This window comes from Chamaesiphon sp. (genome assembly GCF_041737865.1).
Taxonomy (GTDB): Bacteria; Cyanobacteriota; Cyanobacteriia; order Cyanobacteriales; family Chamaesiphonaceae; genus Chamaesiphon.
Genome location: NZ_JBGSQZ010000117.1, coordinates 1 through 20,219, shown reverse-complemented (window position 1 = coordinate 20,219; position 20,219 = coordinate 1). Strand labels below are relative to the sequence as shown.

Below are 20,219 nucleotides of genomic sequence, written 5' to 3'. Positions count from 1 at the left end.
CCATTCACCATTCACCATTCACCATTCACCATCCACCATCCACTAACCAGCCACTAACCACCATCCACCATCCCCTGATGATTACTTCAGATCGAGAACAACAAATTAAACTCCAGTTTTTGGAAGAAGCAACTGACTATCTAGAGACGATCGAGTCGGGACTGCTGGGACTTGGCACTGGCAAAGTGACAGGCAAGCAGTTAGACGCGCTGCTACGCGCAGCACACTCGATCAAAGGTGGCGCGGCGATGATGGGATTCACCACTTTAGCTAGTTTAGGACACCATTTGGAGGATTATTTCAAGATTATCCAGTATGGCAAGTCAGTTCCACCAGATGCTGAAATTGAAACATTGATGCTCGGAACTATCGATAAGTTGCGCCAGATTATCGCGCTCAATCGTCAGGGTCAAGATGCCGACAATGGTTGGTTGAATACGCAGGTAAATCCGATCTTCGATCGGTTACGGGAGCGGTTGGGAGACTTCAATCCTGAAGATGAAGCTAGTATGCTGGCATCCGAATCGGGTGAAGATGTTCTGACATTTTTATTTGAATCTGAAGTAGAACGTTCCTTAACTCAATTAGAAGAGACGATTGCTGCCAGTAGTAACGATCCTAATAGCATATATGAGAACCTAGTAACGAGTGCTGAAGACTTGGGTGGTTTCGCCGAAATGGTGGAATTACCAGCTCTGGGTCAGTTATGTGACTCTATTCTGGCACAAATTAAAGCTCAACCCCACCAGATAAGATCGATCGCCGATCTAGCTATTGCTGCGTGGCGACGAACTCAATCAATGGTTTTAATCGGTCGGATCGAAAATCTCCCGATCGCAATCGAGTTGCCTCAATTAGATACTTCGATTTTCCCAGCAGCAGAAACTATTCGAGATTTCCAGCAATTTAAAGACAATTTTATTACCCAACCAGAAATATCGATCCACGAGTTAGAGACAGTACCAGACCGAGAGGATATCAATCTATCACAGACAATTACTGATTTTAGCGAAGAGAATATCGTTCAAGATAATTTGACCATATTTGAGAATGTTGATGATGTCAATGAATTTCAAATATTTATTAACAGCGATTTAGACGCATTCACGACGATCGAGGACGACTTTGACGAACTTAGCTCCCAGTTTGCCACTCAAGTTGAGATCGATAACACCATCACATACGAATCTGAAGAACGGGAACCCATTGCCAATCTAGCTCAACGCCAAACTGTCAGTGAATTTGACAACCCTGAGCTTACAAGCGATTTGTTTAATCAATTTGACAGCATCGACCTTACAAGCGATCTGTTCTTTGATAGCGAAGTCCCAGAGGTATTTTCTACTTTAGCTGGCTTGTTCGGAGATCTAGAGCCTGCTGAAACTACATCTAAACCAAAAATAGATCGACTAGATCGAGAAGCGGTAGAATTATTTAGTGCGCTCGATGCTGCGCCAGAAGCAGCTAATGACGCAGCACATTCCAGACATAATAACCACGATTCTACTAGCCGTCAATCTCCCGTTCAAACTGCCGAACAAACAATCCGAGTCGCGATCGGACAGCTACAAGAAATCGGTGACTTATTTGGTGAACTGACAATCGATCGAAGTAGGTTAGATCTCAACTTACAAGGACTCCGCCAGTCAATACTCAATCTCCAGCTTAAAGTCAAACAATTAGAGCAGTCTAACTCCAACTTTAGATCGGCATACGATAATGTCAGTGGGAAGCCCCAAAAAATAGAAACCACTAATAGTTCAATTAATAACTATGCTAACGAGCTAGACCTACTCGAATTCGATCGCTATGATGAAAATCATCTCCTAGCTCAGGAAATGATCGACAATATCATCCAAATTGCCGAACTTACTACCGATTTAGATATCCAAATTAACGACACCGAACGAAGCAATCGCGACCTCAATCGTACTGCCAAACAGCTCCAAACTGGATTGACCCAAGTACGGATGCGACCCATCTCCGACCTATTCAATCGTTTTCCCAGAGCGATTCGGGATTTATCGACCGAACATGCCAAACTAATCGATCTACAGCTTAAAGGCGGTAGCACCCAGATCGATCGAAGTATCCTCGAAGCTCTCAACGATCCGTTGATGCACCTTGTCCGTAATGCCTTCGATCACGGGATCGAATCGAGTGCTATTCGCCGCGATAGTGGTAAATCTGACATCGGCACGATCGAAATCAACGCCACCTATCGCGGCGATCGAACCATCATCACTATCAAAGATGACGGGGGCGGTATCGACCTCGATAAGATCCGTGCCAAAGTCAAGAAAATGGGCATGAGCGATGTCGAGATTGCTAACTTCAAAGACAACGAGCTGATCGATCTCATCTTTGAGCCTGGTTTTAGTACCGCAGCTAAAGTCACTGACTTATCCGGTCGTGGTGTGGGGATGGATGTCGTACGTACTAATATTCGATCGTTACAAGGGGATGTCTCTGTCAGTACCAAACTTGGTAAGGGTACTACTTTTACAATTACCGTCCCCTTCACTTTATCTGTGATTCGCATCCTGCTAGTAGAGGTCAACAGTATGTGGTTGGCAATTCCCAGCAATGTCGTCGAAGAGATTATGCTCTTAGATCGCGATCGAATCATCAGTACCGCAGGGCAAAAAATATTGCAGTGGGAAAACTTTTCAATCCGATTAATTCAACCAGCTAACTACCTCCACATCCCCCATTTTAGTTCTCAACTAACTACATTCGCATCGCCAACTATCGATCGTTCGACAGTATTGACGATCGATCGAGGGCAAGATGTTGTTGCCCTCGAAATCGATAAATTCTGGGGCGAACAAGAAGTCACGATTCGTCAACCTCAAGATAATGTCAAAATGCCCACTGGCTTTACTGGTTGTACGATCTTGGGCGACGGGCGGATCGTGCCGCTGCTAGATCCCATCGAACTGATCGATTGGATCGATAACAATTTATCTGGCAGTCTCGACCCTAATCCAGATACACCCGCCCTCCTCTCAATTACTCCAACTCCAAAGTCTCGAATTTTGGTCATAGACGACTCAATTAACGTCCGTCGCTTTGTCGCTCTAACGCTAGAAAAATCTGGCTATTTAGTCGAACAAGCCAAAGATGGTCAGGAGGCAGTTGAAAAACTCCAGGCGGGTCTGGTAGTACAAGCCGCAATCTGCGACATCGAAATGCCGCGAATGGATGGCTATGGCTTCTTGACTACCATTAAAGATCTAACTCCTTTCAAGAATATCCCTGTATTAATGCTTACATCTCGTAGCAGCGACAAGCATCGGAAAATTGCCATGAATCTTGGTGCCAGTGGTTACTTCTCCAAGCCATTTAAAGAACAAGAGTTGCTAAATACCTTAACACAGTTAATTGGAAAGTAATAATTTATCCGACCGCTCGAAAGTTGCTAATACCAACGGTAGCAATCTCACAAAACTACTTATGCCTAAAAAGTAAAACAGTATCTACTTGACAAAATAAATATTTTATGTAGCTCAAGACTAATTTTTTTAGAAATCTATAAATATAATTACTCGATCGATGGAATAGAGAATAAAGCATTTTTATGGGCATAATAAATATAGTTAGATAGCATTGAAAGTTAGTATCCGCATCGATATTGTTTGGTTCAAGCAAAATTACTTTAGTATAATTTCTCTGATAGGCATTTTTATGAAACAACGTTCTTTTTTAACTGCTGGCTTAATATTGTTAACCTTACTAGGAGGATGCAGCTCAGTCGATCGGATTCAACCGAATATTGCTTCTGTTCCAGAATCTAGCGAGGTGAAGCTAGGGTTTAGTGCGTGGCCGGGCTGGTTTCCTTGGCAAGTTGCACAAGACAAAAAAATATTTGAGGCTCGTAAAGTTAATGTCAAGACTAAATGGTTTGATAACTATAACGATTCAATCGCAGCATTAGAGACTGATAAAATTGATGCAAATAGTCAAACTTTGGGAGATACAATTAGTTCTATCGCTAAAGGTAACGATCTTGTAGTAGTATTGACAAACGACAACTCGACTGGAAATGATGTCATCGTCATTGATGAAAAAATCAAATCAATTAAAGATCTAAAAGGTAAAAGGGTAGCGGCAGAAGAAGGTACTGTAGATCATTTTCTACTCGTACAAGCCCTTAAAAGAGCTGGGATGAGCATTAAAGATATTAAATTTATGTCGATGGAGACAAGCAAAGCCGCCGATGCTTTCGTCAACGGACAGGTAGAAGCCGCCGCTATTTTTGCACCATTCACAACTAAAGCCTTGAAACGTCCTGGCAGTAGAGAGTTGTTTAGTTCAAAGGATTTTCCAGGGCTAATTTCCGATCATTTAGTCTTCAAACGAAAATTTGTCAACCAATATCCTGAAAAAGTACAATCCATAGTTGACAGTTGGTTTGATACAATAAAATACATTAATAATAGTGCCAATATTAAGGAATCGAATATCATTATGGCTAAACGCGCTGGCGTTAACATGGCAGAATATAACGACTATGTTGATGGCACTAAGATATTTACAATTGAGGAAAATGTAGAGGCTTTCAAACCTGGAAATGACAGTACCTATCTATCTAAAACAGCCGCAGAAACCAGTAAATTCCTGTTTGAAAATGGATTGACAAAAACAAAAGTAGATACCAGTAGAATTTTTGACGATCGATTTGTTAGAAACAATGCTACACAAATGACGAAATAACAGGGACGATAGTAGACTTCTAGCGTCTCAATCCTATCCAAGAGATATCCCCGATCTAAAAATAGATCGGGGATATCTCTTGTGGGTTTCTATTGATGCCTTCGCATTACTCAAAAGTCGCAATCAGTTTTTTAAACCACCGACTGAATCGCTTTCGGATTGAATAGTGATCGGGAGCTTTTCGGAGCCAAGGAAAGTTTCGATCGACAATAAATGTACAAACCTCGCCAATGTCATAGCGATATTCTGCGGTAAGCTCCAGGGGATCTATTCCTTCTCTCATCCGCGATACATCATAATCTGTCATCAATTGAGCATGTGCATCCATATTCATCCGTCTACCTTTTGAATCATGGATAGTAAAATTTTAGCGGTTGGACGCGGCATGAATGAGTTTGTTCTGTTTCTGCCACTAAGTCGGATAGCTCCTTGTTAGTTAGAAAAGCAACGCTCCCAGCCTGGAAATGGCTGCCATCATAAATCAAAATTTGGTAGAGGCTAGGTTTGCTGCCAATCTCTTTCAACTCAGATATCTGGTTGGCGAGCTGTTGTTCGATATTATTGTCTGCGGTTTCCATATAGATCTCTATTTAGCTGCTGGAGTAGGATTGGATTGGGAGCTGCTTACTAATTTCTCACCAATCTTACGAGCAACTTCAATGCCGACCTCTTCAAGGATGACAGTTGGCGAAAAGGTTGCCTGTGCTTCGACCCGTTTGACTAAGACAGTATCATTAGCAACTCGATCGCCAAGATTGACATAGCGACTAAACAATTCATTCGGCAATCTAACAATAACTTGCGTCTTGCCTTCTACTTCAATCACGCCAGAGACTTCGATCGCCATTGCTTGCAGGGGTTTAGCAGCAATTTGTTCCGATTTAGGATCTTGACTTGACATGGGGCGCAGGACATTAGTATTTCCAGTTTTAGCAAGAATGTTGCTATTTCCAACCGTAGCAGATCCCGACCTCATTGGCTTAATAGCAACAGCGACCTTTGATAAAGCTTTATTGGTGCCAGTTTTAGGGATGGAGGAAATGTTATGGCGATCGCGAGTAATGCCAGTGTCTGTGCCCACTAAACTCTTAGTAATTTTCCCGCTGCCAGTGATTGGATTTGGGGCAACTTTGAAGATTTGGCGCAATTTATTCAAGCCAGATTTGACTGTCGTTGACTTGACGGCGATCCGATCCTGGCGATCGAACAGATTTTCTTCGACAACTTCGATCGGTTGCAGTGTCAAAGTTGCAAAGGGATCGGAGCGACCTTTTAAAACAGTTTTTGCCCAGTTATCCCCATTAGTTGAAGCAATCGTGCCCATAGAAACACTTATGGGTACAGATTTTTTGCCTCCAATTGTCGGTGTGGTGGATGTGCCCAAAGCAGCAACAGGATTTACTGGCACGAAAGCAACGGGTCGAGAGGTGACTACAGGACTAGGGCTGACAGGATTGGCTGCCTTATTATCACCACAGCTAGTTAGGACAATGGCTAAACTCCCGATTGCGCCTACATAAAACCAATAATTATTCATGATGTTAAACTTTGTTGTCAATTTATTGGTACGGGCGCGAGTAATTCTCTAGTCAATTGTTCTTGTGCTGGTGTTAAAGGTTGGCAAGAATGCGGTGCAGATGTCATCACCAGCAAAACTAGAGGTGTGAAAAGCAGACCCAAGGCACCAATCGGACGTAATACCCAATCTTTTTGTGAATAAAGCCGATCGGATTTCGACATCTGATAAGGATGAGGAATTGCTTTGATAATCTGATGACTGCCTAAATAGTTGTCGAATGTTACATAGTATCTTGGCGAGTAGAAACCCATTTCCGAACAATAAGACCCCTCGTACTTGGCACAAGCTTTCAAACATGCGTCAGGTGGACTGTCAGTTTTGCGAATCAGCTTGTCCTGAGCTGGTTCCTTGAAGCCTGGATGTTCGATCGCCAATCGCTCGGCTACATATCTCCGCTCTGAATCGTATCCCTGAATCATCGATCTCTGAAGTAGATCGGAACCGTATAGAAAAATCCAGTCATGTTTATCTTGTTCGAGCTTTACTCGGTCTTCAGTTTCAACAATCAAGTCAACATCAAAACTCATCAGAAAATTGGGTAGAAATCCCGTCCTTATAGGACGGCTTTTGCGGATGCTCGTTACTAGTCTGTACTTAGTATGCCCCGATCCACAATCAAAATCACATTAATCGCTATCCGTGGCTAGATCGATACAATGCCGATCTAGCCACGTACTATTTCTGAGCGCATCCTGCGGCTAAAGCCGCAGCCGCTTACATCTCCACGCTTGAAAGCGGGGGTTTTAGCTCGTTTTCCGATAACCAAAATTGCAGTCGCGATCGCCTTAACCTCTCTCTAGCCCCCACTTAATCAGCTTTCGTACCAGTTCGGATTTGCTCTGCTTCAATTCCTTAGCCTTTTCAGTTAGCTGATTGTCTAAATCTTCCGAGATGTCTAACCCCAGACGCACTTTTCTAACCTTTGGCGTAAGCACTTCTTGCCAAAAAGTGCCTTTTTCTGTCCCTACGTTCACTACGTTCGCTGATTCAACTGGATAACGACGAGCTTTAGGCATTTTCTTTGGTAATTTTCTTTTCCTTATTTTAACACAGCAAGTTTATGCCTAAATAAGCTCATCTTCGCTGATATTAGTCTGATGTTGCACAGTACGCTATTGGTACTTGCCTGTCTACTCTCTGTTTGAGTCTATTGCGCTACAACAAATTTTACCTATCTTGGTTAAATATTTACACAAAACTTTTACACAATTATTTTGTGTAAGTTGTGTTATAATGAAAAAAGGAAGAGACTAAAATCCTTGAGTAAATAAAATGAGTGAATCAAAACTAGAAGAATACGCTTTCCCGATCGATCGTCAAAGGGATATGCGTACTTATCAATTAGCATCCACACGTCAACTATTCCGCACTGTTGACTGCGTTGAAGGCGGGTACCATCTGTATATTTTCAATGCAGGTGAATGGCAATCGGAGGGGATCAAAACCATGAGCGAGATCGTTGACATGGCAGCTAATCCTAAATAGCGTAGAGTCACACCACAAACCACTCAAACAAAAAAACAAATGAAAGCCACAGCACAACCAATTGAAACATCGGCTATTACTCCAGTTCAACCCACAGCTTTAACCACAGTAACCAGAGATAGGTTTGCGGCACCAGAATATGTCGATACCAATGCGCGACTACCAAAAATTACCGCCTTGCGTGGAGAAAATGGCAAAGAAGAACGCGGATACTTCATTACCGAGGCAGATTTAGCTAAAGCTGGTTGGGGTTATGTAAATGACAGTGAATTAATCGAATATCACTATAATTCCGGCGGAAAAGAACGGGGGTTGTTAGTCCAAAATCCTCGGATGCTCGTCGTTCCCCGCAGTCCCCTTTTTGCTTTCGATCGCGTTCTTTCGCGTCAAGAAGAACGCCTTCATGTCGTAGGAGCTTACCAAAAGTCTAAGTATTCCAATCGCGAGCAATTTGGGACTGGACAAGCCTACGAAGTTCTCCTAATAGACAAAAATAACCAGCCACTCCATGAGATTGCCTTTGCATATATAGGAAAAGGGGCGAACCAAGCTTCGTTTAACTCCCACTGGCAACAACTGGTAACTGAAGTGACAAAATTTCACGCGATCGCTAACGGTATTCCAGCCAGAGCCAAGGATATTCGCTTTCAGTGTCTCTGTGTGTTCGAGTTCACTACCAAGCGCGAACTCGCTGGTACGGGGGCTAAAAGCCCTGCTTGCAAAGTAGACAGCCATCTATCCCCTACGCAAGACAACTGGGAATCATTTTTCCTCGGACGTGATGATGCGATTGCCGATCGCTTTCTCGACTTAATCGTACCTACCAGTGAGCTTTATCTGCCCACAATGGCACAGATTGAAGCTGGTGAAATTGAGGGGTAAGTTATGGCAACATTAATGGATTGAGAACTGTTAATAAATCTCAATCCATTGATGTGAGTTACATGTAGTTATTGGAGATAATTCAGGTGAAACAAGAATTTATCAAGCTTGCCCAAATGTTGGGATATCAACCCACCATTGCGGATATCGATGCAATTTTAGAGCAGAAGTTTGACATTCTGATGAAAAATGGCTGCATGGATCGCCGGAATATGGAATTAGCTATTCGATCGTATTTTACCGATAAAGTATCCAAAGAACGATTCTAATATATTGCTCTACCGCCGTCATCGGTTCGGCAATTCAACACCTTCAGCAATTCTCCGAAGCCAACAGCGATCGCCAATGGAAAATTTATATCCACTCGAACTCGACATCGTTAAACTACTCTATCGTGGCTACAGCCAGTCTGACATTATTTCTTTAACTACCTTAACTAAAAAGGGATTAAGCGATCGTCTTCGTTCTATTAAACAGAAGCTTGATGTTAGCACTATCAAAGAAATTGTATCTACCTACACAGCCACATTAGACTCCAAATAACTTATGAATATTGAAACCTTCACTCGATTGGTGTTAGCTTTGAATTGGCAATTTATAAATACTTTTGGGAAGGGTACCAATCAAATCTCGGCTCAATAATTTTATATATTTTTAGGACATGGTATTGAAATTATAGTTGTGAGTTAAAATCAATATAATTGGATTGAGAAAGTTAATATTAGCATCAATTATGGGCATATTAATAAAGATACTGAAATTGCTAAGTTCGACTCTGCTGAAGAAGCATTGTGTTGGGTTAAAGAAGGTATCGATCGTGATCTTTTCTATCTAATCAATCATGCAGCTCAATTATCCTATCATTAGATACCCAGTAAACATCGAAAAAAAGCTTCAAAACCAATTAACTACAGTATCTTTTTCCACAAAATCAGTAGGATCGAGCTATATTGCCAAGCCACAAAAATTAAGTCGTCTCAGTTTCTACTTTGTCTGTAGCTGCTGGATTGGATCGATCTTCGCCCTGCTGGGAATCTACCTGACGACACTATCTATTGAGGTATTAATGCTGATAATAGCAGTTTCGATCGGAGGACTGATTCGGTACCAAAAATACCAACAATCCCAGCAAGCGTATAAATATCAACACCAGAAAAGAATCTCTGCATCCCAACGTAACCAGCGGCGGAAATCACTAGCTAGGGCACCAAATGGAGTTTTCTTGTCTGGGCAGATCGACTGGACTGATAACGTATTGGAGCTGAGACAATCGACCGAACCAATATCTACTCTGGTAAATCCAGTTATCGACTACTTTCTCAAACACCTCAAACAACTTCCTGGCACTGCGACATGTGGACATCTCTATAATTCTCGATCTGGTTTGTCTTACACGACTGGGATCGAACTAATCATTCCCAATGGATTAGGTATGGCTATTGAAATTGATGCACCATATCAAGATGATTTGGGAACACCATGCCACTGTTGGGATAATAACGAGGCGGATAAACAGCACGATCGCTATTTACTAGGCAAGGGCTGGATTGTAGTCCGGTTTACCGAGCGACAAATAGTTACCAATCCCAAAGGGTGCTGTGGGGTAATCGCTGAATTAATTATCGAGCTAACTCAAGATAGCTCACTGGCAGAACTAGCAAAATCGGCAAAAACTTTGAAAGTTTGTCCCCAATGGTCGATTAAACAAGTCAGTCGAATGAGCAAGGAAGGATTTCGCGCTCAATATTTAAAAGATAATAATTTGTAACCTACTTGAATTTTAAGTACGATCCGACAAAATAGAAAAAGAATTATTTAACAAGGAGAAATAAAATGCAGATTAAGGTTAAGGATATTTATCGAATCAAATGTGCGATCGGACGTACCCTATTTTTAGGGCGCGATAATTGGAACGATCTAGTGACGATCGAGTCTGACGATTATGGTGGCGAAGAAGGTGCTTATCTCCGCTTTAAAATGAGCCAATCTAGTGTTAGCTTTAGCAGCAACGGGATGGTGCATATTCATTCGATCGGCGGTCGCAAATCGATTAAATTCACCCATTTCGATATTAATGACTCGATCGATCTGATTGTTGCTAAATTGACTGCCATTAGTGCAGGGGTGCCCAGTAAAAAGTTAGGAATTGAAATATAGTGATAACTTCACATCCTAAAATTATAAAAGTATTTGTAATTAATAAAAATGGTCGCCCTCAACCGTTTTAAGCTAAATAGTCGATCGTTAGCAGTAGATTATAAGTCATTCAAGGGAATAATAAGTATAGTTTTCGATTTTGCGGTATGAATAAGGAAAATAAAAACTGGCTTTCTTTCGACTGGGACACCAATATTAACTGGGGATTTGTCAATAATAAAGAAAAATGGTTAAAAATTGTCAATTACTATCGAGAACGATCTGACAATGATATTTATACAGCTAGGCAAAGTCAAGATACATCCTCTTATTTTTTACAATTTGGCTTCTCAACAAATCACACGGGCTTATTAACATTAGGTGAATTCTTTGATACCAATTCCATGCCTCGCTTGTAGCTAATATCCACCAATTTTTCAAATACATGCCATGCCCAAACAACCAACTAGCTATTCATTAACCAACCATGCTTGCAGTCATTGCGGCGGTCGAATCTTAGCACGATCCGGTGGAGCTGGAATTAGTGGCTATGTCAATTATTTATGCTCCTGTTGCGAAGCATCGGGATCTGGGATGATTAACCCACCTATTTGTTACTGCAATCTGAAGTGGCGTGGCTCTGATATCAATAATTACCGTTGCATCCACAAAGAAGAACTAATTACCTCTCCTTGGCTTAAAGACGCTTGCGCTCACTCTGGTTACGATCTTAATTCACAGCAAATGGTCGGCATGGTCTGCTTGGAAGCTGAGAGAACTGCAAGGAAACGCTGGGAGAATGTTCATGAAAAGGCAAAAACATTATGAATATCCTCGTCGGCGCACATAGCCTCAATTTCATTCCCCGACAATACCGTCACCGCGTTGGAAATCTCTTTTCCCCAGGCGGATACTGGAACCACTCATTAGATTTTGCCCTCGATAATGCCGTCTACGCCGCTTGGAAGAACGATCTAGAGTGGTCAGAGCTAAAATTCCTCAACCATCTCGACAAGGTTAAGCTCAGTGGCAAAACACCAAGATGGATCGTCTGTCCCGATGTCGTTGGCGACTGCCTTGCCACGCGCAAGCAGTGGGATCGGTGGAGCAACAGGCTTCGCAGTACCTATGGGTGGCACTTAGCTTACGCCGTTCAAGATGGGCAGATGGTCGAGGATGTCCCCTCAGATGCAGACTTAGTTTTCGTCGGCGGCACTACCGAGTGGAAACATCAAACGATCGAGCAGTGGTGCCAGAATTTCCCCACCCATGTCGGAGTGAACACCTATCGCTGGCTGTGGTGGTGCCACAAGTGCGGTGCCAAATCGATCGATGGTACCGGATGGTTCTGGCGAAATAAGAAAGAGCATCAGCACCTGCTAGATTATCTCGCAATTACCGAAGGCGATAGGTTATGCGAAACCGGAGCACTTTTCCCCATTCATGAATACCTGACAATCAACTAATGGCTGAATCGATGACAGGTAGAGTTGAAAACGATTGCTACCCAACTCCAAGCTGGATGACTGAATCTTTGATTAAATATGCAAACATTCAAGGCTCGGTTTTTGAATGCTGCGCTGGAGAAGATCGGGCGATCGTCAAAGTGCTGGAATGGAAGGAGGGAATTAAGCGAATCTGGACGAACGATTTTTACTATGGGATGAGCTGTGACTTCGATCGAGATGCGGCACTAACGCACAACTGGGAATATAAGTTTCCGCAAGGAGTTGACTGGGTAGTGACTAATCCACCGTTCAATAACTATCTTCCCATCCTGCAACATGCTTTAGTCTATGCAAAAGTAGGAGTAGCAATGCTCCTCCGCGTCACTGCCGACGAGATGTTGGTGAGCGATAAAAATAAAAGTCGATATGACTGGTGGGCAGACAACCCCGAAAGTTTAGCCATCAAAATGCCCCGCTATTGTTTTGCGAAAAGCTCAAAAAGCGGTAAGTTCAGCACCGATTCAGCGTACTGCCAATGGTTTGTTTGGCGCAAAGATGGGTACCAATATCCCAGCCCAGTCATTCGCTTACCTTACGATCGAATTCCAGGATTTCATCGTCAGCCAATTATCACCGCAGCATAAAAAATGAAGCAATTAATACGTGGAATCACCTTGCATAGACCTTGGAGTTATGCGATCGCCAAACTAGGAAAACCCCTCGAAAACAGATCTTGGGAATGCCCTCTACCAACGGGCAGCTATCTTGCCATCCACAGCGGTAGTAAATGGGATACTCAAGCTCAACAAGCGATCGAGAGGATAACCGCAACCAAAGTCAAACAATCAGACGATCCACCAGGACAAATTATCGCGATCGCTAAATTTACTGGCAATATCACTGCATCATCATCTCCTTGGTTCATCCCAGGTAATATCGGCTGGCAGCTCGAAGATATTACCCCGATCGAGCCAATCCCCGCTAGAGGACAGCAAGGACTCTGGGAGCTATCGCCAGAATTGCTCGATCGAGTCCGAATTGCCTATCAAGCTGCCAGAATTAAGTTCCACGATATTTACACATTTGGCTATGGAAATCGGACAGATTATACCGAATTACTGGAATGCTTCGATCGCAACTCCATCTCGACTCTCATCGATGTTCGAGCGAAACCTCATGCTTGGAGTCCAATTTGGGACGGCAGTTCAATTTCTAACTTCTGTACAGACCACACAGTCAAATATCAGTCTTTACCACAGCTAGGGAATACTAGCGGCACGAGCCTCTGGATTCCCCCAGACCTTACTCAAGCTAGAGTCGCCCTCTCACAAGTCACCAATCTGCTCAGGACAGGAAACGTTTTGCTAGTATGTGCAGAGAAAAATCATAAGCAATGCCATCGTGTCGAAATCGCTTTACAACTCCAGGATCGCACAGGTGGATCTAGTTCTATTACTCACAAAAGTTAACCAAAATCAATATTAGGCAACCGCGATCGACATGGATAACACTTTTGCTACAAAATTAGAAGCTCTATTAACAGCAACTCTGCAAGCACACCAAAATAATGCCGATGCCTATATCAATCGCGGTTACATCAGAATCATGCAGCTCGAAGACTATCAGGGTGGACTAGCCGACTTAAATCGTGGTCTGAGTCTCAACCCAAAAAATCACTACGCCTTATACAATCGCGGCTACCTGAAAGAGACACAATTCCAAGATTACTACGGGGCACTAACTGACTACAATCAGGCGATCGCCCTAAATCCTAACTATGCTCGCGCCTATGGTGCCCGTGCTGCCCTTAAACACTTAGAGTTCCAGGATTTTTCAGGTGCTTTAGCTGATTACACTCGCACGATCGAAATAGACCCCGATGACATCATCTCCTATAATAATCGCGGACTATTAAGGGCGAGACTACGAGATATCCAGGGTGCTTTAGCTGACTATAATCTGGCGATCGAACTCAATCCCAATGATATTGCTGCCTATTCTAATCGCGCTGCCCTGAAGTCGATCGAACTTGAAGATTATGAGGCTGCTTTAGCCGATTACGATCGGGCGATCGAAATAGATCCTGACGATCCAAAGCTTTACTACAATCGAGGACTATTAAAGGAGTATAAGCTAGACGACCGAGATGGAGCCGCCGTCGATTACCAGTTAGCTGACGAGAGAGGCATCGAACTACCATGAGTAGCGGTAAAGCTCACGACTTGGCGATCTTAGTCATACTTCCTCCAGCAGTCATCGTAACAGTCATTTATCTCCCCACGATTATCCACGCACCTTTAGCACCAATAATCGCGATCGGATCGTATTTAGCAGGAGGGATCTGGCTGAGTCCCGATATCGACCTCAAACAATCCCGCCCTAGCCAAAGACTGAGTATTCTCTCACCACTGTGGAAACCCTATCGAAAAGCTTCTGGACATCGAGGATTTTCCCATCTTCCAATTGTCGGAACGCTGTCTCGCATGATTTACATCGCTATTCCTGCACTCTTTTGGATGTTAATAACTAGCTATAATCCCACTAACTTGCTGTGGCATAACCGCGAAACTTTAGGAGCTGTGTTTTTGGGGCTAGAAGCTTCATGTTTCGTGCATCTGATTATGGATTATACCCCAGGCTTAAATCGTAACTAAAAATCATGAAACAATTTATCAAGTCTTTGTTCGATACAAGAGAACTATATCAAATCATTGAAACAGGCAGAAGGGGTCAAGAATCGATGACATTGTATTATATATACAAAACAAATCTAAATTTCCTACCAATAACAAGGTTATACCTTGTTATTAAAAATGGAGAATATTATATTAAATACGGAAAACACGACCTCAATCACGGAAACTCAACCTACAGATTTCCATCAGGTATCGAGTCATTGACGGCTTCAGATTGGTACTATCTAGATCGGGTCATTGCTCCAGATGCCTTAAAAGAAATTGCAGCAGCTACTCTAGATACACTTGCTGCTGAAATAGTCAAAATTATTCAGTTCGACGTAAAAATACAAGATGAATCAGTTGTAGCAAACGATGTTGAAAGAAAGTTACTTCAGGCAAAAAGAGCAGATTTATGGTCTGAATACTACGAACCATTTCAAGCCACGCTTGGTAGTCTTTTTGTGCGATTAGAGCAAGAGAGAGATGTCCTCAGAGGGCATCTCTCACCAAGTATGCAGGAAATAAGTGGCGATGTCTCATCATTATTGAATACTGAAATTGGTACGGATTACCGCGATCGACAACTGAAAGTAAATAATCTACTAGAATCCTTCAAAGAATTAGATTGATTGACCTAATGAAGTATAGTACGACCAACTAAAATAAAGCAGTATAAATGATGTCTCCGATAACCGCATACCAACTCCGACCATACCAGCAATCTCTAGCAGATGAAGCGATTGAGATCTTTACAAACTCGGCATCGCTATTACTCCAGTTGAGTACGGGTGGCGGCAAAACAATCGTCTCAGCACATTTGATTGATATTGCCCTTAAATCTGGTGCAAAATGCTTGCTATTAGCGCACCGCGAAGAACTAATCACTCAAGCTGCTGATAAGTTAGCCGCAATCGTCGGGCAAGAGCCTGGAATTATCAAAGCTGGATATCAGCCAAATTATAATCTGCCCATTCAAGTTGGCTCAGTTCAAAGCATGGTTAAACGCCTGCATCATTGCCCCAAATTCGATCTGATTATTGTCGATGAATGCCATCATGCCACCTCAAAAACTTATCGTACAATCCTTAATTATTTTCCCACTGCCAAAGTGCTAGGCGTAACAGCAACCCCGATCCGTCTAGATCGGAGCGGCTTTAGAGATATTTTCAGCAATATGATAACTGGGGCAACTACTCGCGAACTCATCGATTTGGGTGCACTCAGTCCCTACAAATACTTTGCCACCGAACGATCGATGTCGATTGTTGGGGTTGGCAAAAAGGGTGGCGATTATAAATCCAGTGATGTTGCCACCGCCAACCCCGTTGAGGGTTTAGCTGGAGATCTAATTAAAGCCTACTGTGACTACATGAACGGTAAGCAAGCAGTGGTCTTCTGCGTTAACATCGAACATTCAATTGCAATTTCCGCCCACTTCAACGCGGCAGGAATTACAGCAGCTCATTTAGACGGTAACTCAACCACAATAGAGCGATCGCAAACAATGACAGCATTTCGAGCGGGTCAAATTAAAGTACTGACCAACTGTGCTCTCTTTGATGAAGGCTTGGATATCCCAGGACTCGATGGAGTTATTTTAGCTAGACCCACAGCTAGTCTGGGTAGATATCTCCAAATGGTCGGTCGTGCCCTCAGACCATGTGAAGGTAAAGAACATGCCGTCATCATTGACATGGCTGATAACTGGGATCGACACGGCTTACCCTGCGACGATCGCCAGTGGAGCTTAGATGGCGTAAAGGTCAAACCCAGAGACAAAACAAAAAAACTCCAACGTCAACCAACGGGCGAAGTAGTCGAAGTAGAAATCGATCTCACTCCCACCGGAATCAAGATCCTGGAAATTGCTAAAACAGCTTTAACTCCAGAAGTTTTACTCTGGTTCGATCGAATCGACTGGCTAGTATCGATCCAAACAGAACACGATCATCGCAAAAGTTGGTGTGTTAACGAACTGCTCAAATCCCAAGAACAACCGCCCTTAGTTGCTTGGAAATACTTGGGTAAACAGCTCGACTACCATCATGGCTGGGCAAAATATAAGTTTGCTGAATGGAAAGCACCGCGAAATACCCCTCAAACTGAAAATGGTGAATTTATTCATGACCTTTGGATAATTGCACTCCAACGCATGTACTCAGGCAATCCCAGCTTATTTGAGCTATTTGGCACCCTCGAATCAATCGTGGAAGATCGGGCAATCGTTCGCATGAAGTCAGAAGCGATGAAAAGTATTGCACTCAAAAAAGTTCCTGAATTAACTAGCATCTTGTCCGATCTGTTAGGCACATCGATATCAGTCGAGCTTACCGTAATCGAACCAGCGCAAACATTCGAGCTTTGCTACTAGTCAATCACTCCAAGAAATTTGCCATAACCGATCGAACCGACAATCCAAAGCCTGCAAGATTTTCTCGGAAGTCCCTCTATCGATGCGTTTTACATCCGCTCCGCCATAAAGAGTACCGATCGTCCCAGTAGACAAGCCAGTCAATCGGCTGAGATCCTTCTGATTCATTCCGGTGCCCTCCAGTAAGCCGGACAGTTGACAGTTAAACTTCAACGTCAGTCCATTCGGCACAGCTAACCTGACAAACTCTTCGCCCCAACCAACATTCCACAATTCATAGAACTGGCAATCCAAAGCCAGTAGGATTTTCTGCGACGTGCCCTTGTCGATGCGCTCGACAGTATTTCCTCGCATCAGTTGCCGCACCGTGCCTGTGGATAAACCAGTAATTTGACGCAACTGAGATTGATACATGCTGTGCGTTTCTAGTATGTTTTTGAGGTGGCAATCAAAACTTAATATTTTGTCGGGGTTTTCTGACTGCATTTAGATCGATCGCTTGTTTTGGTTAATTTTAGCTTATTACAGTTCACCACTATCAACTATGCACATAGTCGATCGATTTAAGTATATCAACTATGTGCATTGTTAAGATTGCACATAGTTGATATACTTAAATTAAGTTACTAATATTACAAGCTCTTAGCAGTCAAAAAAGCACCTGCTATTTTGTGCAAACAAATAAATGTCAAATCTAGATTTCACTCTCATTCAGAATTGAGCTTGAAATTAGATTTAAAATTCAACAGAACAAGCAATTAAATAGATACTTGAAATATAGACAAAAGCAGAGTTTTACTAATTAGCAACAAAATTTCTGATAATTATCCAAAATCAGCTTGAGGAATAACTACGGCATGATTCAATTAGAAGTTCAAGCCCAAATTGCCAACGATATCGAAACTTACGCTAATCAGATACTGGAGCGGTTATGCCGCACAGAGATTTGGGAATTACGACTAAATCCTAATTACAATCCATCGATTGGAGAAAGTAGGATCGCCGTATTTAATCGAAATAATCTGAGTATAGTCATCTATATCAATCTCAAAGGCAGGTTAGCTGTCGAACCAGTTATTGAGATGGAGCATCCCGCAATGTTTGGGATGGGATTTAGAGTTTCCACGCCCTATCAAGTTGAGTGGGATAAGCCAGCAAAAGGAATTGTCATTGCCATTAAAAGACGATTACCAAAATGGCGAGTCGATGTGGCTGATTTTTTAGAGCGTCAAGTACAACAGAAGATCGATCGTGCAACAATTACACAACAAAAAGTAAGCTTTGCGAGACAGATTGGTATGACAATTGAAGAATCAGATCTCAGCGATCGAATGATAATTCCCAATATTGGCGAGGTCTATTTTACGACCAGTGGGGTAAAATTAGGGAAGACTTTTACCCCGATCGACTGGAAAACTGCTGCACAAGCTGTCGCAATTATTGCTACAGCTATCACTGACAAATAGGTCAGCAACTCGCCGTTAATTAGTTTCTAACTAATCTAACAACACATATTCTAGATGAAAGTTTTTCAGAGATTTTATTAGATGAAGATACCAACACTATCAAAACAAAGGCTTTGTGAATTAAAGATGAGATATGGAACTACGAATGTCGTCAATCGAATTAAAATTATTAAAAATTCAAAGTTACATCTAATAAAAGATGAGTTGGATATTGAAATTTTAAATTGTTAAAGTTATGCTAAAAGCACAAGCGACCTGTCACAGTTACTCGCGCTTGTGCTTTACGCTGATAAGATTTATAGAAATCGAAAATTTCAAAGAGCTAAATTCAGCTAATTTGCTGACTATTAAGGTTGCGCTCCATTAAATATCCAACTATTTTTAGCCTATCCTGACAAATTCTCACTTGCCGATCGAGTCTCTTTCTCCAAGCTATCATCACGATAGCAAGTCCAAAAAAAAGTATGCAGATCTGGCACTGAAAATAAATAGGGGTAGAGCAAAAGAAGAATAAGATTGATGATAAACCGCCAGCAAAATACAAATTGATGGCAACTCTATTTTCAACGTCAATAGAAAGAGAACTAGCTGTAGAAGATTGAGCGAGTTTTCTAAATGAGTAATTCCAAGCTGAATCTAATAGCTCATGATAAAACCTTGGAAAGAAAGTAAGTCCACCTACCTCTATCTCTTCAATTGCCAGCACTAGATCGATATCTGGAATCGGCTTCACAATCTGTCGATCGATTAAATGAATTAAGCAAGCAGTGTCGTTGTCAATTGGTTCTTTGAAAATCGATTGCTGAACATTCATACTTTACTCTCCAAATTACCAAATTCTTTCGACCACCAACCACCACTCTTGCTAGCAAAATAGGCAACACCTTTATGTTTGGCTTGAGTACGAGCAGCTTTGTCAGAACATCTTAACATCGACTTAGATTCACCGTCCTTTTGATAGCTATATTCCTCCAGTTTCTGTTTACAAACCGGACAAGGATAATCTGTGCGCTTTGATTCAGTTGTGGTGTTAGCTTGGGGAGCTTGCCACTTGCCTACCCGATCCGACCAGAATAAAACCAAGTCTTTTCCATCTTCAGCCTTACACTCCTCACATTTAAGAAAATACCCCTTGGCAACCTTCTTGCTTGGCACTTTAGCTAGAGCTAGATCGCAAGTCGGACATTTAGTTCGCGACTTTTCCAACTGCCGACTTTGACTAGCGACAGGCAATCCCTCACCCGCTTTAAGTAGTGCAGGTGCAAAGTAATCTCGGTGCCAGCCAATTAGATACCCCTGCCACTCCAGCTTCCCTTTTGACCTGAGTTCGATGAGACATAGCCTCCTCAAACTTAGACAGGACAACAAATATAGGTGTTAAGCCGATTTCATCTAAATTTTGAAATGGTAAAACTGACCATTAAAAGGATTAATAGTTGAAAATATTAAGTTAAATTA

At 42.4% G+C, this 20,219-nt stretch carries 25 protein-coding genes; 17 read left to right on the top strand and 8 right to left on the bottom strand.

Going from position 1 to position 20,219, the window contains the following annotated elements:
* Nucleotides 1–3,395 (top strand): response regulator (locus tag ACEW9J_RS08440; protein WP_373544693.1); only part of this gene is annotated, 3,395 nt, incomplete at its 5' end.
* 292 nt (nucleotides 3,396–3,687) lie between these two features.
* On the top strand, nucleotides 3,688–4,716 hold the full coding sequence (locus ACEW9J_RS08435) for an ABC transporter substrate-binding protein (protein ID WP_373544692.1): 1,029 nt from the start codon (nucleotides 3,688–3,690) through the stop codon (nucleotides 4,714–4,716).
* A 106-nt stretch (nucleotides 4,717–4,822) separates the two neighbouring features.
* On the opposite strand, the gene ACEW9J_RS08430 is transcribed toward ACEW9J_RS08435, so the two are convergent.
* From ACEW9J_RS08430 to ACEW9J_RS08410, 5 genes are all read right to left on the bottom strand, one after another.
* On the bottom strand, nucleotides 4,823–5,044 hold the full coding sequence (locus ACEW9J_RS08430) for a hypothetical protein (RefSeq protein ID WP_373544691.1): 222 nt from the start codon (nucleotides 5,042–5,044) through the stop codon (nucleotides 4,823–4,825).
* 22 nt (nucleotides 5,045–5,066) lie between these two features.
* Nucleotides 5,067–5,294, bottom strand: a complete 228-nt coding sequence (locus ACEW9J_RS08425; RefSeq protein WP_373544690.1) for a hypothetical protein — start codon at nucleotides 5,292–5,294, stop codon at nucleotides 5,067–5,069.
* An 8-nt stretch (nucleotides 5,295–5,302) separates the two neighbouring features.
* Complete coding sequence (locus tag ACEW9J_RS08420; protein WP_373544689.1) at nucleotides 5,303–6,253, bottom strand: hypothetical protein; 951 nt, start codon at nucleotides 6,251–6,253, stop codon at nucleotides 5,303–5,305.
* A gap of 17 nt (nucleotides 6,254–6,270) precedes the next feature.
* Entirely contained in the window at nucleotides 6,271–6,822 is a 552-nt protein-coding gene (locus tag ACEW9J_RS08415; RefSeq protein WP_373544688.1) for a hypothetical protein, read from the bottom strand.
* 258 nt (nucleotides 6,823–7,080) lie between these two features.
* On the bottom strand, nucleotides 7,081–7,311 hold the full coding sequence (locus ACEW9J_RS08410) for a ribbon-helix-helix protein, CopG family (RefSeq protein WP_373544687.1): 231 nt from the start codon (nucleotides 7,309–7,311) through the stop codon (nucleotides 7,081–7,083).
* A gap of 256 nt (nucleotides 7,312–7,567) precedes the next feature.
* On the opposite strand from ACEW9J_RS08410, the gene ACEW9J_RS08405 reads away from it, so the two are divergent.
* The 14 genes from ACEW9J_RS08405 to ACEW9J_RS08340 all read left to right on the top strand — a co-directional run bounded on the left by ACEW9J_RS08405 (nucleotide 7,568) and on the right by ACEW9J_RS08340 (nucleotide 17,295).
* Nucleotides 7,568–7,780 (top strand): hypothetical protein, encoded by a 213-nt coding sequence (locus ACEW9J_RS08405; RefSeq protein ID WP_373544686.1) that lies wholly within the window; start codon nucleotides 7,568–7,570, stop codon nucleotides 7,778–7,780.
* Nucleotides 7,781–7,819: 39 nt separating this feature from the next.
* Nucleotides 7,820–8,662 carry a DUF5895 domain-containing protein gene (locus tag ACEW9J_RS08400; RefSeq protein WP_373544685.1) on the top strand — a complete coding sequence of 281 codons (843 nt, stop codon included), beginning with the start codon at nucleotides 7,820–7,822 and terminating at the stop codon, nucleotides 8,660–8,662.
* A gap of 86 nt (nucleotides 8,663–8,748) precedes the next feature.
* Nucleotides 8,749–8,931: a hypothetical protein gene (locus tag ACEW9J_RS08395; protein WP_373544684.1), complete on the top strand. Its 183-nt coding sequence runs from the start codon at nucleotides 8,749–8,751 to the stop codon at nucleotides 8,929–8,931.
* A gap of 797 nt (nucleotides 8,932–9,728) precedes the next feature.
* Nucleotides 9,729–10,430, top strand: a complete 702-nt coding sequence (locus ACEW9J_RS08390; RefSeq protein WP_373544683.1) for a hypothetical protein — start codon at nucleotides 9,729–9,731, stop codon at nucleotides 10,428–10,430.
* 65 nt (nucleotides 10,431–10,495) lie between these two features.
* Nucleotides 10,496–10,819, top strand: coding sequence for a hypothetical protein (locus ACEW9J_RS08385; RefSeq protein WP_373544682.1), 324 nt, complete (start codon nucleotides 10,496–10,498; stop codon nucleotides 10,817–10,819).
* 146 nt (nucleotides 10,820–10,965) lie between these two features.
* Nucleotides 10,966–11,217 carry a hypothetical protein gene (locus ACEW9J_RS08380; protein ID WP_373544681.1) on the top strand — a complete coding sequence of 84 codons (252 nt, stop codon included), beginning with the start codon at nucleotides 10,966–10,968 and terminating at the stop codon, nucleotides 11,215–11,217.
* Nucleotides 11,218–11,248: 31 nt separating this feature from the next.
* Nucleotides 11,249–11,626: a hypothetical protein gene (locus tag ACEW9J_RS08375; RefSeq protein WP_373544680.1), complete on the top strand. Its 378-nt coding sequence runs from the start codon at nucleotides 11,249–11,251 to the stop codon at nucleotides 11,624–11,626.
* A complete protein-coding gene (locus ACEW9J_RS08370; RefSeq protein ID WP_373544679.1) occupies nucleotides 11,623–12,264 on the top strand; it encodes a hypothetical protein in 642 nt (213 codons plus the stop codon). The genes ACEW9J_RS08375 and ACEW9J_RS08370 overlap by 4 nt, the downstream gene beginning before the upstream one ends.
* Before the next feature lie 56 nt (nucleotides 12,265–12,320).
* A complete protein-coding gene (locus ACEW9J_RS08365; RefSeq protein WP_373544678.1) occupies nucleotides 12,321–12,890 on the top strand; it encodes a hypothetical protein in 570 nt (189 codons plus the stop codon).
* A 3-nt stretch (nucleotides 12,891–12,893) separates the two neighbouring features.
* Entirely contained in the window at nucleotides 12,894–13,715 is an 822-nt protein-coding gene (locus ACEW9J_RS08360; RefSeq protein ID WP_373544677.1) for a DUF488 family protein, read from the top strand.
* Between the two features lie 31 nt (nucleotides 13,716–13,746).
* A complete protein-coding gene (locus ACEW9J_RS08355) occupies nucleotides 13,747–14,448 on the top strand; it encodes a tetratricopeptide repeat protein (RefSeq protein WP_373544676.1) in 702 nt (233 codons plus the stop codon).
* On the top strand, nucleotides 14,445–14,900 hold the full coding sequence (locus ACEW9J_RS08350) for a DUF2227 family putative metal-binding protein (protein ID WP_373544675.1): 456 nt from the start codon (nucleotides 14,445–14,447) through the stop codon (nucleotides 14,898–14,900). Before ACEW9J_RS08355 ends, ACEW9J_RS08350 begins: the two co-directional genes overlap by 4 nt.
* Before the next feature lie 242 nt (nucleotides 14,901–15,142).
* On the top strand, nucleotides 15,143–15,553 hold the full coding sequence (locus ACEW9J_RS08345) for a hypothetical protein (protein ID WP_373544674.1): 411 nt from the start codon (nucleotides 15,143–15,145) through the stop codon (nucleotides 15,551–15,553).
* Nucleotides 15,554–15,600: 47 nt separating this feature from the next.
* On the top strand, nucleotides 15,601–17,295 hold the full coding sequence (locus ACEW9J_RS08340) for a DEAD/DEAH box helicase (RefSeq protein WP_373544673.1): 1,695 nt from the start codon (nucleotides 15,601–15,603) through the stop codon (nucleotides 17,293–17,295).
* Here ACEW9J_RS08340 and ACEW9J_RS08335 read toward each other — a convergent pair whose 3' ends face one another.
* Nucleotides 17,296–17,781: a helix-turn-helix domain-containing protein gene (locus tag ACEW9J_RS08335; protein WP_373544672.1), complete on the bottom strand. Its 486-nt coding sequence runs from the start codon at nucleotides 17,779–17,781 to the stop codon at nucleotides 17,296–17,298.
* A 371-nt stretch (nucleotides 17,782–18,152) separates the two neighbouring features.
* Between ACEW9J_RS08335 and ACEW9J_RS08330 the strand changes: the two genes are divergently transcribed.
* Nucleotides 18,153–18,761 carry a hypothetical protein gene (locus ACEW9J_RS08330; protein WP_373544671.1) on the top strand — a complete coding sequence of 203 codons (609 nt, stop codon included), beginning with the start codon at nucleotides 18,153–18,155 and terminating at the stop codon, nucleotides 18,759–18,761.
* Between the two features lie 328 nt (nucleotides 18,762–19,089).
* Here ACEW9J_RS08330 and ACEW9J_RS08325 read toward each other — a convergent pair whose 3' ends face one another.
* Nucleotides 19,090–19,575 (bottom strand): hypothetical protein, encoded by a 486-nt coding sequence (locus ACEW9J_RS08325; RefSeq protein ID WP_373544670.1) that lies wholly within the window; start codon nucleotides 19,573–19,575, stop codon nucleotides 19,090–19,092.
* Nucleotides 19,572–20,129, bottom strand: coding sequence for a hypothetical protein (locus ACEW9J_RS08320; protein WP_373544669.1), 558 nt, complete (start codon nucleotides 20,127–20,129; stop codon nucleotides 19,572–19,574). The genes ACEW9J_RS08325 and ACEW9J_RS08320 overlap by 4 nt, the downstream gene beginning before the upstream one ends.
* Nucleotides 20,130–20,219 lie beyond the last annotated feature (90 nt).